This window comes from Arthrobacter sp. Cr_A7 (genome assembly GCF_029222765.1).
Classification (GTDB): Bacteria; Actinomycetota; Actinomycetes; order Actinomycetales; family Micrococcaceae; genus Arthrobacter.
Genome location: NZ_JARHXQ010000223.1, coordinates 1 through 13,693 on the forward strand (window position 1 = coordinate 1; position 13,693 = coordinate 13,693).

10 protein-coding genes and 1 pseudogene are annotated in these 13,693 nt (G+C 63.0%); 1 reads left to right on the forward strand and 10 read right to left on the reverse strand.

The annotated features are described in order from the left end of the window. Window positions 1-55: 55 nt before the first annotated feature. The 10 genes from P2Q66_RS13130 to P2Q66_RS13175 form a co-directional block, all read right to left on the reverse strand. The gene (locus P2Q66_RS13130) at window positions 56-1,129 is read right to left on the reverse strand and encodes a LacI family DNA-binding transcriptional regulator (RefSeq protein ID WP_275728699.1); all 1,074 of its coding nucleotides are present in this window, start codon (window positions 1,127-1,129) and stop codon (window positions 56-58) included. Between the two features lie 302 nt (window positions 1,130-1,431). Further along, window positions 1,432-2,610, reverse strand: a complete 1,179-nt coding sequence (locus P2Q66_RS13135; protein ID WP_275728702.1) for an FAD-binding oxidoreductase — start codon at window positions 2,608-2,610, stop codon at window positions 1,432-1,434. 31 nt (window positions 2,611-2,641) lie between these two features. Continuing rightward, window positions 2,642-3,709 carry a Gfo/Idh/MocA family oxidoreductase gene (locus P2Q66_RS13140; RefSeq protein WP_275728704.1) on the reverse strand — a complete coding sequence of 356 codons (1,068 nt, stop codon included), beginning with the start codon at window positions 3,707-3,709 and terminating at the stop codon, window positions 2,642-2,644. Window positions 3,710-3,958: 249 nt separating this feature from the next. Then, a complete protein-coding gene (locus tag P2Q66_RS13145; RefSeq protein ID WP_275728705.1) occupies window positions 3,959-5,299 on the reverse strand; it encodes an MFS transporter in 1,341 nt (446 codons plus the stop codon). Between the two features lie 25 nt (window positions 5,300-5,324). Further along, window positions 5,325-7,001, reverse strand: coding sequence for a hydantoinase B/oxoprolinase family protein (locus tag P2Q66_RS13150; RefSeq protein ID WP_275728707.1), 1,677 nt, complete (start codon window positions 6,999-7,001; stop codon window positions 5,325-5,327). Further along, on the reverse strand, window positions 6,994-9,183 hold the full coding sequence (locus P2Q66_RS13155) for a hydantoinase/oxoprolinase family protein (protein WP_275728710.1): 2,190 nt from the start codon (window positions 9,181-9,183) through the stop codon (window positions 6,994-6,996). The genes P2Q66_RS13150 and P2Q66_RS13155 overlap by 8 nt, the downstream gene beginning before the upstream one ends. A gap of 512 nt (window positions 9,184-9,695) precedes the next feature. Continuing rightward, the gene (locus tag P2Q66_RS13160; RefSeq protein ID WP_275728712.1) at window positions 9,696-10,208 is read right to left on the reverse strand and encodes an isoprenylcysteine carboxylmethyltransferase family protein; all 513 of its coding nucleotides are present in this window, start codon (window positions 10,206-10,208) and stop codon (window positions 9,696-9,698) included. Window positions 10,209-10,212: 4 nt separating this feature from the next. Then, a complete protein-coding gene (locus P2Q66_RS13165) occupies window positions 10,213-11,649 on the reverse strand; it encodes a serine hydrolase domain-containing protein (protein ID WP_275728716.1) in 1,437 nt (478 codons plus the stop codon). Between the two features lie 167 nt (window positions 11,650-11,816). Continuing rightward, window positions 11,817-12,707: a potassium channel family protein gene (locus tag P2Q66_RS13170; protein ID WP_275728719.1), complete on the reverse strand. Its 891-nt coding sequence runs from the start codon at window positions 12,705-12,707 to the stop codon at window positions 11,817-11,819. A gap of 36 nt (window positions 12,708-12,743) precedes the next feature. Next, window positions 12,744-13,211, reverse strand: a complete 468-nt coding sequence (locus P2Q66_RS13175; protein WP_275728723.1) for a hypothetical protein — start codon at window positions 13,209-13,211, stop codon at window positions 12,744-12,746. 250 nt (window positions 13,212-13,461) lie between these two features. Between P2Q66_RS13175 and P2Q66_RS13180 the strand changes: the two are divergent. Beyond that, window positions 13,462-13,693, forward strand: a pseudogene (locus tag P2Q66_RS13180) (alanine:cation symporter family protein); the annotation flags it as partial.

Here is a 13,693-nt window from a genome sequence, read left to right on the forward strand (position 1 = left end):
GCCTGGGGGATCCCAAGATAGGGCCCGTTTGGGTTTGCTTCTCGAAGGTTCCCCATCATGCGGAGCGGCTTCTGGCCGTGGATTCGCGAACCACCAGTCGGCCCCCCAAGATACGGTTGCGCCGTCTCTCGTTTGGGGTGAGCATCGAAGCGGTCAGCTCCTTGAAAGCCGTCCTTCCCAGCTGGTAGCTGGGCTGCTCCACGACCGTGAGCTTGGGACGTACCAGCGTGGCCCAATCCTGGTCATCGAAGCCGATCAAGGACAGGTGACCGGGGCAGTCGATACCCATGTCCTGGAGCGCGGCAAAGGCGCCGGCACTCATCTCTGCGTCCGTGCAGTAGAGGGCTGTGATGCTGGGTTTGGACTGAAGAAGGTAGCGGACTGCGTCTCCAGCGGAATGTCGTGAATAGGAACTTGAAGCGACCAATGCCGGATCGTAACGAATTCCTGCGCCCCGCAGGGCCATGGCATAGCCCAGCAGGCGGGCAGCTGCGGGGCGCAGAGACGAAGCGGCCTCGGGGTGGATCTGGTCCGGTAGCAGTGCTGTCGCTTCCGTGACAATGCCAATGTCCCGGTGCCCCAGGTCAAGCAAGTGTTGAACGGCTACGGCAGACGCTCCGGCGTGGTCCACTGCCACGTAGGACGCGGATGTGACCTTCAACGCCGGACGGTCGAGGAGGGTGACAGCAATTCCTTTAGCCTCAAGCTCCTCCAGGTGCGCTGTATCCTCAGTCGAGACCGGGGCGACGATGACGCCGTCAGCCCTTTTCCCCGCAAGCACCGATATTGCCCGGCGCTCCAAGCCCAGTTCACCTTCCGTGCTGCTAAGGAGCACGTCATAGCCCGCTTCACGGGCGGCGGTCGAGATACCTCTGACAGCGTTGGCAAAATATGGATTGCTGATGTCCGGAATGACTACACCGATCGTTGTGGTTTTGCCGGTGATCATGCTCCTGGCAAGGGCGTTGGCCTGGTACCCCAGTGCGTCCGCGGCAGCTTCGACAGCCTGCCGCGCCTTACCGCTGACGGATCCGTATCCAGCCAGCGCCCTTGCCGCCGTTGATTTTGACACCCCGGCCAGTTGCGCCACGTCGATGATCGTTACTGATTCCGAGCCGGTCTGGGCCACAGTCGCGTTCCTCCTTGCTCCATTGGGACCGTTACCAGACTTTATACCCACAGGTAGCCAGCAGCGTCCTGTTGTTGAGCATTCCGGCGAGGTTGCGCAGAATCGATGGGCAACGAGCCAGCCATTAAATGGTGCTCTGCCTGCCTTCCAGGCAATCCCAGTGAGCACTCTGTTCGACACATTGGACGCCTCGTAAGTTGGATCCCACCACGCAGCACTGAGCTGGGCCCCTATGCAGGGAGGCGGTGGACATTATGCTTCCACCGCCTCTCTCTGACCCTTGTACGTCCGTGCTTGGCCTTCTACCGCATTACGGCTTCCCAGGCTCCCGTGCCTACAACTTCAGGCGCGGCATTGTCGGAACCAAAGCGGGCCGGTCGGAAGGATTCAAGTACGGGGGAGGGAGTGCCTGTAAGGATCTCCTCTGCCAGCAGTTCCCCAAGGATCAAACCGAGAGTAGCGCCGGAGTGGCTGAAAACTGTGTACAGGCCCGGGATTCCTGGAATGGATCCGACCACGGGCAACCCGTCACCGGGGATCGGCTTGAGCCCGGCGCCGACGTGTTGAGCTGTCAGAAGGGGGTTGCCTGCGAGTACCTTGGAAGCCTCCTCCAGCAGGCCCTGCACCGACTCCTGCGGCACGGTGAACGAACCATCGTCCTCGACTACCACCGTCTGCTCTGCCCAGTCCGAGTCGAGCACCAGGCGGCCGTCGGGCGTGGGGCGCACCGCAACACGCGGAGTGTTAAGCACGGTCTTGACTTCTATATCTACCGGATCAGTGAAAACCACAAATGCGGCCGGCGTCCTGTCCTGAACCGTGACGCCAAGGGCTGCGAGCTGGGCCGGAACGTCACCGCCAGTAGCGAGCACAACTTCGTCAGCAGACAACCGCGTCCCGCTGGCAAGGGTCACACCGACCGCGACCCCCTCCTGCACGTCGACACGCGCATCGCCGGCATTCTGGATCACTTTCGCTCCCTTGGCCACGGCCTCCGCTACCAGCACAGGAATGAAGTCCGGCATGTTCACCCAGCCCTCACCGGGATTGAAGATGGCACCTTCTTCAGCCACAACCTCGGCATTCACATCCGGCGCCACCGCTGCCACGTCGGCCCGCTCGACCCAAACGGATTCGTACCCACGAGACCGTTCAAACGCGTAAGTATCCCGGAACGTCTTGCCCGGGGCGGCCCATTTCATGGCGCCGTTGAACTGAATGTACTCGCGGCTTTCAGGGTGGTGCACACTCCAGGTGCGATAACGGTCAATGGCCAGCAACCGCAGGTAGTGGTATTCGGCCGAGCGGGCGCCCGAGGAGTTTAGCCAGGCAATCGAGCGGCCAGACGCGCCGTTTGCGAGGGACCCGGAGGTCACGAGTGTAACCTGCGCACCGCCGCGGGCGAGATGTACGGCCGTGGAAGCGCCAAGGATGCCGCCGCCGATGACAACGACATGCTTCTTGCGAGAGGTGGAGGACATGATTCTTTACTTTCTCGTCGTTTATTGGCTATCAGCTGCCCGGCTTGGAGTCTTTCGAGAGACCCCTGACGGAAGCGTGGATGTTTTCGATGATCCGCAGCACTTCAATTGATTCGCGCGGATCCACGGGGAGCGGGCCGGTACCTCGGATGGATTCAGCAAGCTTCGCGTAAAAGCGCGGATACGCTCCGCGCTCCGCGGGGACTGGTGTTTCCGTGCTGGCCGTGCCGAGAATGCCCCACGCTTCTTCGGTTTCGACGCCGTAGGTAGGATCGGTGGGCAGAACCCCGGCAGCGAGGTCCGGCTCCTGGCAGTCCAAGCCCCATTTGGTGTAGCCGGCCGAGGAACCGAGCACGTGGAAACGAGGTCCTGGCCGGGCCGCAACACCGTTCATCCAGAGCCTTGAGCGAACCCCCGACTCATGCAGCAACGACACGAATGCTTCGCTCTCGCCCCCCTCAGGATTGGGCCCGTGGTTCGCCGTTTCACCGTATGTGTCGACGACCGGGCCGAACAGACGGATGGCCTGATCGATCAGGTGGGCGCCGAGATCATGCAGGAGGCCACCGCCATCGGCCGGGGTCGCCTCATCGCGCCAGTTGCCAAAGCCCTCGGGCCGCCACCACTCGAAACGCGATTCGAAGCTATGGACCTGCCCCAAATCTCCGCCGCGAACGAGCCGCTGAAGAGTGAGGAAGTCCGCATCCCACCGACGATTCTGGAAGACCGACAACTGCACCCCTGCACTGGATGCAAGATCGAGAAGGTGCTCGCCTTCCTGCGAGGTCGGCACGAATGGTTTATCCACCACCAAGTGCAGACCGTGCGCGATCGCTGTGGAGGCGAGGTCCACGTGTGTGGAAGGCGGTGTGCACACGACCACTAGGTCGAAGTCGTCTGCGGCAGCAAATAATTCATCCGCGGAGGGAAAAACTCTTGCCTTTGGGTAGAGACGGGCGGCCTCACCGGAACGTTCTGGATCGGCCGTCACGATGGCGCCCAGGGAAAAGTCTGGGTCCGCTTCGATCAGGGGCGCATGGAAAACCTTGCCCGACACTCCGAATCCAATAACGGCGGTCCGAATGGGCGTTGCAAGCATCAGAGCACCTCCTAACGCTTGATCGGGGTAAACATGACAACCACGGCTGTCGCAGCCGCCCGGGGGACGTTCAATCTGATCACTGCATTCCAATCATGGATGAGACCCGTCGGGGTCTAGGAGTCTTTAGACTGAGTTCGGTCTCATTCGGCATGAGTGAGACCGAACCCAGTAGGTTTTGCATACTGTTATCGCTCGAACCGTAGGCACTGTAATGACGTGCCCGAGCCCCTCGCGATGGTAGCGGGGCTAACTCACGGCTTGGGCCACAGGCGGGTTAGCCACCGTCCGGCTGTGCCGGAGTGCCTTAGGCAGGGCGAAGACTGTCACGAGGATTGAAGCGACGCAGGCGGCAGTCATGTACCAGCCGAACGACACATTGGAACCTGTGACGGAGAACAACCACACAGCCACAAGGCCGGCCGTGGCACCGATCAATGACGTTCCGACGTTAAAGTTCAGTGCAGATGCCGTCGACCGTACTTCCGGCGGGAAACTCATGACATAGGCCACGCTAAGCGGCGCCGCCAGCAAGTTGTTGATCAAAGTGAAACCGATGACGCTGACCGTTGCAAGGAAGATCGATTTCTCGCCAATCGCGAAGAAGGCTGGCACGGTAAGGACAACAAAGAGTCCATAACCAGTCAGTAAGACCGGACGGGCACCAAACCTGTCGGCGAGGGAGCCGCCCCAAATGCTGGTAATGGGGCCCACAGCGTAGGTAAGCATCGAGGCGAGCAATGCCTGGGATGCTGGGAACCCTGCCGTGATGAGTGCCGTCACAAAGTATGCCTGGATCGTGTACGAACCGATGCGCTGGCCCGCACCCAGACCGATGACCTTCAGCATGTCAGCCCAGTAGAAGCGCAAGGCAGTGCGCAATGGCGTCTGCTTGACCTTCTCGGTCTCGGCCTCCTTGAGAACATTCTGGAACTCGGGCGTTTCGGAGACGTGATTCCGCATGTAGATGCCGATGAATGCGATGGGAATAGAGAGCAGGAACGGGATGCGCCAGCCCCAGTCAGCGAAGGCTTCGCCCGGCATCGTGGCGCTTAGCACATAGGCGAAACCCGCTGCCAGGAATGACCCAAGGGAGCACGTTGAGTTCAAGACGCCGGCCACGAAGTTCGGACGGCGCCCCTTCTCGTGTTCGAAGAGGAAGTTGGCAGCAGTCGTGTATTCCACGCTTGCACCTACGCCCTGCAGAAGACGCGAGAGCATCAAGAGCACCGGGGCCGCAACTCCAATGGCCGCATAAGTCGGCAGGATACCAATGCCGGCCGTTCCAACACTCATCAGGGCGATCGTCAGGATCAAGACGAACTTTCGCCCCTTGATGTCACCGAGCGGTCCCAGGATCAGGCCGCCGATAGGACGGATGGCGTAGGAGAGGACGATGCCGATATACACGGCCAAGAGGGCGGTGACTGAATCAGAGGAAGGGAAGAACTGTGTTGAAATGATCGCGGCCAGGGTCCCGTACAGGGTGAAGTCGTAGTACTCGACGACGTTGCCGAGCATGGTCGAGACGAAAACACGGCGCCGGGTGGCTGAAGGCACGGGGGCCGTAGTGCTGGCTGTATTTGCCATGTTGTTTCCTAGGGGTGAGGGCGGGTTACGAGTCGCCGCTAGTGATTTGAATGAACTGCTCTGGGTAGACTTCCCTGGCGAACGCCTCCGAAATCTTTCCCTCCGCAAGGTCGCGTGCGACCTCGTCCACATGCCTTAGTTCTGGTGCGCCATAGCCTCCGGCTCCGGCTGTTTCGATTGCTACGCGATCGCCGGCTTGGAGGACTGTGTATCCGTGGTCAATGGGCCGTGCACCCTCGCTGAGGACGGCTCGCGCGCCCTCGCCCGCCAATCCGCCGTTGAGGCCCCAAGGGCGGGATTTTTGACGGCTTGTATCGAGCCAGAAATGAATGTCTGGATCCTCAACCCGAACTGCACGGCGGATGCCGAGGCCGCCGCGGTGTTCTCCGCCGCCGCCGGAGTTTTGAATCAGTTCGTATGCGTCGATGACGAGGGGGTACTCGGCCTCAAGGCTTTCGACCGGCAGGTTGGAGGTGTTGGTCATGTGGACCTGGACACCGTCCATGCCGTCTTTGGTAGAGCGGGCTCCGCATCCGCCTCCGATGGTCTCCAGATAGACGAACTCTCGTCCGGTGCGGGAGTTCCGGCCGGAGAAGTGAACACCGGTGTTGGCGCCATTGCTTGCTGCGGTGACACGCTGTGGAACGGCAGTGGCCAAGGCGCCGTGGATGAGGTCAACGATACGTTGGCATGTTTCGCTTCGACCGTTTACTGCGGCAGGTTCCTGGCAATTGATAATGGACCCGACCGGTGCCTCGATTTTCACGGGCCGGTAGAGGCCCGCGTTGGGGACGATGTCGGCGTCGATCAGACTCTTCAGTGAGTAGTAGACGGAAGCGTACAGGGCAGTCCAGACGACGTTGACGCTTGCGCGGACCTGCGGGGGGTTTCCGTCGAAGTCGAACGAGATGTTATCGCCGTCGATCACGATACGCACTTGAAGTTCGAGCTCGTCGTCCAGTTCCGGGCAGTCGAACTTGTCCTGGAAGGAGTACTCGCCGTTCGGCATGGCTGAAATGGCTGCGCGGGTGCGGCGTTCGGTGTAGTCGAGCAGGTCTTCGCCGGCCTGGACCATGACTTCGCGGCCATAGCGATCACAGAGGTCCTTGTATCGCTGGGATGCGAGGCGGTTTGCTGCCTGCTGTGCGCGCAGGTCGGCCTGCCGCTCGTGCGGGACCTGGCAATTCAGGAGAATCAGGTTGAGCATCTCCTCCTGCAGCACGCCTTGACGGATAAGTCGGACGGGCGGGATACGCAGGCCTTCCTGGAAAATGTGCGCGTGCCCGCGGTCACCGAAGTCGGCGTGGTGGGCGAGGTTTGCCGCCCAAGCAGTCAAGATGCCGTCGACGAAGACCGGCGTGGCCAGGACGATGTCAGGCAGGTGGGATCCGCCGCCGCTGAAGGGATCGTTGCCGATGAAGGTGTCACCATCTTTGATCTCATCCAGCGGGTAGCGGCTCATAATGCCGTCCACGATGCCCATCAGTGAACCGAGGTGCAGGGGCGAGCCGCCTTCGTCCTGGGCGATGCCCTGCCCTTTGGCGTCGAAGAGGGAAGCGGTGCAGTCCCGGCGTTCCTTAATGTTGGTGGAGTAGGCGGCTCGGACAAGCGTTTCGCCCATTTCCTCGACGACGGTTGCAAGCGCGGAGCCGATGACTTCTGCAAGGACGCTGTCGAGCTGTTGCGTGGTGTTGTTATTCATTGGGGCTCCTTCGGATTTCAATGACGAGGTTGCGTACGTCGTCGACGACGCAGACATCGGAGGGAAGCAAGAGGGTGGTGGTGTCCATTTGTTCGATGACGGCCGGTCCCACAATGCGGTGACCTACGTCAAGCAGACGCCGGTCGTATACGGGGCAGGAGACGTAGTCGCCTGCTTCAGCGAGGTAGACGTCACGGCGGGCGACGATGGCGTCGTCCGCCTTTCGTCCTTGGGCGGCAGCGCGGAGGATCTCGGCACGAGGGACGTCGGCGATGGCCTGCAGGCGGAAGGTTACTGCCTGCACGGCCTCGTCGTGGGCGCTGTAGCCATACATGCGGTCGTGGGCGTGCTGGAAGCCTTCGATAACGGCAGTGATCCCTGCAGCGTCGATGTTTCCTTCGGGGAGCTCGACGGGAAGTTCGTAATTCTGCCCCGCGTAGCGCATTTCCAGGCGACGGACGATGCTTCGCCGTTCCGTTTCAATCCCTTCCTCGTCAAACCAATCTGCGGCGTGGTCAGAGAGCTCAGCGAAGATCTTAGCGATGTCTTCGGCAGTATCAGGGGATACCTGCGTGATCTGGGTGCGCATGAAATCACTGCGAATATCCGTCATGAGAAGGCCGAGGGCAGACTGAGCGCCTGGTGTTTCCGGGACCACGACCCGGTCGACGCCCAGCTCAATTGCCAGCCGGGAAGCGTGCAGCGGCCCTGCACCACCGAAAGGAACAAGAGCGTAATCACGGGGATCGTAGCCTCGCTGTACCGAGATGACACGTATGGCCCGGGCCATGTTCGCAGTGACTACACGGATGATGCCCTGGGCCGCCTCCGGAACGCTCATGCCAAGGGGATCTGCAATAGCCTTGACCGCCCTATGGGAAGCCTGTGCGTCGATCTTCAGCTGGCCATCCAGCAGGTACTCCGGATTAAGGACTTGGAGAACCACGTTGGCGTCCGTCACTGTGGCATCCTGTCCGTTTCCGTAACAGGCCGGGCCGGGGAAGGCGCCGGCGCTTGCCGGGCCGACCTTCAGGTGGTTGCCACTGTCGATCCAGGCAATCGAACCGCCGCCGGCACCAACGGTGTGGATGTCCAGCATGGGTGAACGGATCGGGCGGCCATCCAGCTCCATGCCGGAGGTGACCTTGGGTTCGCCGTTCTGTACAAGGGAGACGTCAGAGGAGGTGCCACCCATGTCGAAGGTGATGATGTCCGGGCTACCGGCAGCGCTCGTAATTGCAGCAGCGCCGACAACACCCGTGCTCGGACCGGAGAGAACCAGGCGGACCGGCATCTTCTCGGCCGTTGCGAAGGGGATAATGCCACCGTTGGACTGGGTCACGTGCGGGATGCACTTCAGCCCGTTCTCGGCAAGGCGCTGACGCAGACGACCGAGATAGTTTGCCACCACGGGGCCGATGTAAGCGTTGGTGACAACGGTAGAAAGACGTTCGTATTCACGGAACTCGGGGAGAACGTCACTGGACAGTGAGACATACGCCTCGGGGAATTCCTCAGCGATGACAGCAGCGATCTGCTGCTCATGCTCTGGGCGGAGGTAGCTGTAGAGGAGGCAGACCGCAATGGATTCAACCTGCTGTTCCTTGAGTTCCCGCACCGCAGCGCGGACTTCATCGAGGTCCAGAGGCGTTTCGATGCGCCCGTCGTGGCGTACGCGCTCGTTCACTTCCAGACGAAGGTCACGTGGAACGAAAGGTTCCGGCTTGTCGGCCTGCAGATCGTAGAGGTGCGGGCGGCGACCGCGCCCGAGTTCGAGTAGGTCCCGGAAGCCCTTGGTAGTGATGAGCCCAGTGCGCACGCCGCGCCCAGTCAGGAGTGCGTTCGTGCCTACTGTGGTGCCGTGGGCGAGGTAGGTAACCTCGTCGATCGAGCGGCCTCCCATCTGTTCGAGCAGTTCCTCGATGCCGAGCACGATTGCGCGTCCGGGATCGTCAGGGGTCGATGAGACCTTACGGACATGTACTTGCCCGTTCGCCTCGTCGAACGCACAAAGGTCGGTGAAGGTACCACCGGTGTCTACTCCGATTCTGAGAGTCATGATCTTCCTGTCATTGATTTCGCTTTTGCCCGAAAGGGTCTTGTCGGCAACGCCACCCAGGATCCGCTTGTGGGGACTGGTGCCGTCTCGCGATTTTGGGGAACGTTCCCAAATGTGCTGCACAAAAGTCTAGGGATGTGATGTGACCCACGTCAATACCCCCTGGAATGCTAATTCGTCACTGGCACCCTGCAATCTCGGAACAGCCATACTTCCCAACTCCAGAGGCTGGGGCCGGGCGCCAGCACAAGGAACTTGGGAAGAAAACCTTGACCTTGGCGGTCAAGGCGGCCTAATCTCGACGGTACTTGGGAACGTTCCCTAAATACTTTCCCCTCCTCAGGAAAGAACGGCGCTAGTGATGAAGAGACGCAAGCCGAAGTCACCAGTAACACTGAAAACGGGAGAGCACTGCCATCAGAGCGGATGGTGGCGGTCCGAGAGGGTGGGTTCCCCGTCATACTTCATTTCTGAGGGCAGCCTCATGCCAGCGGTGGAAGGGGCCCAATCCACGTGGGCGTTCATTATGCCGGAACCACCGAGGAGACTATTCGACAGCCAAGCCGCGGTGTTGAGATAGGGAACGTCAACGTCCGCCTGAAGTCGATCCTGACCGTGGAAGGCCACGATGTCGTTTACGCGCGGGGGAGCCCAACATAGCGTGGAACCCTTTCCGCGTAGCCGGGGTAGGACTGCGGAAAGAGCTCCGCGAGGGCGGCTTCTTCGGCGACGACAAAGCGGTGCTCCACCAGCAGTTCGGCCGGCAGCAGCGCGAGGACCCAGGACGAACCGGCCAGGACTCCCGCGCCGAGTTGAATGAGCCACCAGCCCACATACATGGGATGGCGGGTCACCGCGTAAGGGCCGGTGACCACCAGATCCTCCGGCCGCTCCAGCTCGAAGCGGCCCGCCGAGTGACGCCGTCGTTCAGCCAGGGCCCAGCCGTTGAATCCGACGCCGGCGATCACCAGTCCCGCTCCGGCTACCGTGTGGACGGCGCGGGAGCCGGGAAGCGGCAGGGGGCGGAGCCTGGCAAGAAGGCGGTCGAGGGCCATCCCGGCCACGACGGGCGCAGGCAGGGGAAGGTTGTCGTAGCTCGACTTGAGCCGCCCCGCCAGGGTATGCGCAGAACTGATGTCCGCCGCCATGGTTTCAGGGTACGCCGCGGCGCAGTGCCTGGATGAGCAGCCAGACGGTCCGCGGGACAGCCCACAGGATGGCCAGTCCGAGGACCGGCACCAGGGAGACGCCCAAGTCCGGGAACTGGCGGATGATGACCAGCAGGTCGGTGTCGAAACGGGCGGGTGCGTAGATGAAGCACAGCCACAGGGCGAACGCGTCGAGGGCGAGCGCCGCCAGGCCCACGGCTAACAGCGGAAGCCTCCCGCCGCCGTCGTACGCTCCACCGCTCCGGACGAGCACTCGCAGTGCCAGCCACAGGCTCAGCAGCTCAGCCACCAGCAGCCCCAGCGCGACCGCCCAGCTGTAGCGCTGCAGCCAGTCCTCCTGGACCACGGCGGGAATGGGCTGCTGCCCGTGGAGGATCCGCAGGATGTTGGTGTCGATGGCCTTGAGCCGGGACGGGGCGGAGGTGTCGTTTGCGTTGATAACCAGGGCGACGCCCAGGCCGGAATCCGGAACCATGGCCAGGTACGTATGGCTGTTGCCCCACTCGCCCTGGTGCTCGGCGAGCAAGGGCAAGGAGGCATCATCGGCGGCCTCCGCGGCAGGGACGGATTCAACAAGCGGGCGGGTGAACCACCCCATCGCGTACATCTTTGACCCGTCAACCCGGACCCCGGGCTTGAGCATGGCCCGGACGCTGTCGGGCTGAAGGATGCGCCCGTCCCGGAATTGCCCCTCGTTCAGCAGCATGCTGAGCTCCCGGCCCAGGTCATTCGCCGAGGCATACATGGTGCTCGACGGCATCCCGGTGGTCGGCGCGGGCACCTCCGTCTGCTGCCAGAACGTGCCGAACCACAGCGAGTGGCCGGCGGCGGCACCGTCCGCACGGGCAGCAGCGCGGGTCGGGTGGCTGTGGCCCATGTCCAGGGGTTCAAAAACATGCTGCCGCATGTAGTCCCCGAACGGCTGCCCGGCGACTGTCTGAACCAGGAGGCCCAGGACGTTGAAGTTGGCGTTGGCGTAGCCGAAGGCAGCACCCGGGACTCCCGCCAGCGGGGAATCGGCGAGGTCCCGGACGCCTTCTTCGAGGGCCTCCGGGTCCTGCGCGAAGGAGCCTTCGAAGGCAGTATCCTTGGACGCCATGCCGCTGGCCTGGTGCAGCAGGTGGCGGACGGTGATGCCGGACGCGCGGCTGTCCTGCAGCGTGAACCACGGCAGGTAGGTCCGGACGGGTTCGTCCAGGCGGAGCCGGCCGGCCTCCACCTGCTGCATCACGGCGATGGCCGTGAGGGACTTGCTGGTGGAGGCCAGCAGTACCGGGGTGTCGGCGGTCATCGGACGGCCCGAATTGTCGGCGCTGCCGTAGGCGGCGGCATGCAGCGGGACGCCGTCCTGGACGACGACGACGGCGGCGCCCGGGAGCCCGATCGCGGCCATTTGTTCCTGCAGGAAAGCGTCCACCACTTCATACGTCTGTTGGTCAGGGACGACGGCGGGCGGGGCCTCCTGCGCAGCGGCGGAGGCGTGTACGAAAGGACCGAAGAGAGCGGCAACCGCCAGGAGGCCCGGCAGGCAACAACGCGAAAACCAGGAGATTCCTCGCCTGCCTGCACCTGCCCCGGCTGACGGCGTCACCGGTCCGGTTCCCCTGTCCGCCGGTGGCGGTGGTGCAGCTCGTAGCTGTCGAACACGTCAGAGGATGTGGTTCCCGCATGGCCGAATTTGCCGCGGAGGACGTCCGCGAGGCCATCCAGCGCCGCGTGCAGCATCCGTCCAGCGAACTGGAGTTCCCGGCTTTCGCTCCGCTCGGCGTCCGATGCCAGCTGCTGGGCGTAGGCAAGCGTGGCAGGCAGGGAACTCCGCTGGTCCACTTCGCGGAAATAGTAGGTTTCGTGGAACGCCAACAGGTCTATGCCCACTGTGGCTACGTTCCGGGCCAGCGATTCCACCAGTCCGGCTGCATGCGCGGGATCCAGTGCCGCTACACCATCAGGGCCGGCCGCCTCCCGGAACAGGTTCAGCTGGTGGGCCAGAGCCCGGCGCCGGTTCAGGGCAGGGTAGGTCTGCAGGATCCAGGAGACCGTGGCGGTCAGCAGCCCGAAGCCGGTCACGGCCTGCAGGGCGGAGACCAGCCGGAGCAGGGGACTGGCAGCCACGATTTCGCCGAACCCCACAGTGGAAAGAGTGACGAGCGAGATGTAGAGGGCTTCGGCAAAATCGGCCCGCTGCGGAACACCGGTCCCGTACACAAAGCCGTCCGGCAGGTGGGGCAGGTACAGCAGGGCCCAGCCGACGGCGGCCAGGCTCGCCCAGGTTGCGATGACAGCGGCCATGGCCAGGGGCGCCGCAAGGGACGATGCCCGGCCCCGGGCTTTTCTCGACAGCAGCCAGATTCCGCGCATGATCGCGCGCCCGGTGGGACCGGAGTCGTGCGGATACAGGAGGGTGTGAAAGACGTCCGCGAGCATCAAGAGAATCAGCCCGGCCCCCAGCACCGTCCAGAGAGTATCCGCGATGTCCATGCCTCATTTTAGTGGCGGCGGTTGGCCCGTATCCCCTTACGGCTGCCGCTGGCTGCCCCGAAAAACCAGCGCAACCCCGGTAGCCAACTCAATGCCATAAATGGACAGGGGCGGAAGGTCGCCGGTGCCGGCCAGCACGCCGGCGAAGGTTGCCGCGCCGCCAAGATTCAGCCAGCCGGGCCAGCGCGGAAAACCGGCGTGCGTGCGGGACCGCTGGAGCAGGGCGCCGCCAAGGGCCGCCATGCCCGCCAGGCTCACCCACACACACCCATAAAATGGCCACTCGGGCTGCCGCCCCAGCGCGAAGCCCTCGGGGTCGGTGAACCGGGCTGCCAGATCCACAGGGAAGACGGCAGCTCCAGCGGCCAGGAGGACTGCGCCGGCTTGGGCGAGCCGCCGCCCGGCCAGTCGCTCCTGTTCGCCGCCCGCGCGTCCCTGGTCCCACTGGCGGGCGAGCACCGCCACACCGGCAGGCAGCACAATTGTGCCCGCGCCGAGCAACACAGTCTGCGCCCTCCATTGCACGGGGTTTGCCAGCAATATCTCCAGTTTGCGTTGCGGTTCCCGTTCCACGTAAACGCGCGAGACAGGCATGAAGGCCCCGGCCAGAAAAGTCGCGGACCCTGCAGCCATGACAGCACCCGCAGTTCGGGTCCCTCCACGAAGCAACCGGCTCATGTAACGACGGTAGGCCCGACCACCGGCAGGTACAAGAGCCCCATAGGGAAGCCAAATGGACTGGAATAACTCTTGCGTGAACACCGCCGCCGATGCGTGGGTGATGGGCGATATCGGCGTCGGGCTGATGGCCTGGCTGAACATCGTCGGCAGCCTAATCCTGCAGAAGCCCGCGCTCAAGGCGCTGAAGGACTTCGAGCGGCAGCAGAAGCTCGGCCTCGACCCCGTCTTCGCCCCGCAGCCCCTCGGCGTCACCGGGTCCACCTTCTGGGAGTCCTACAAGAAGGCCGGCCGTGAGAAGGAAACCG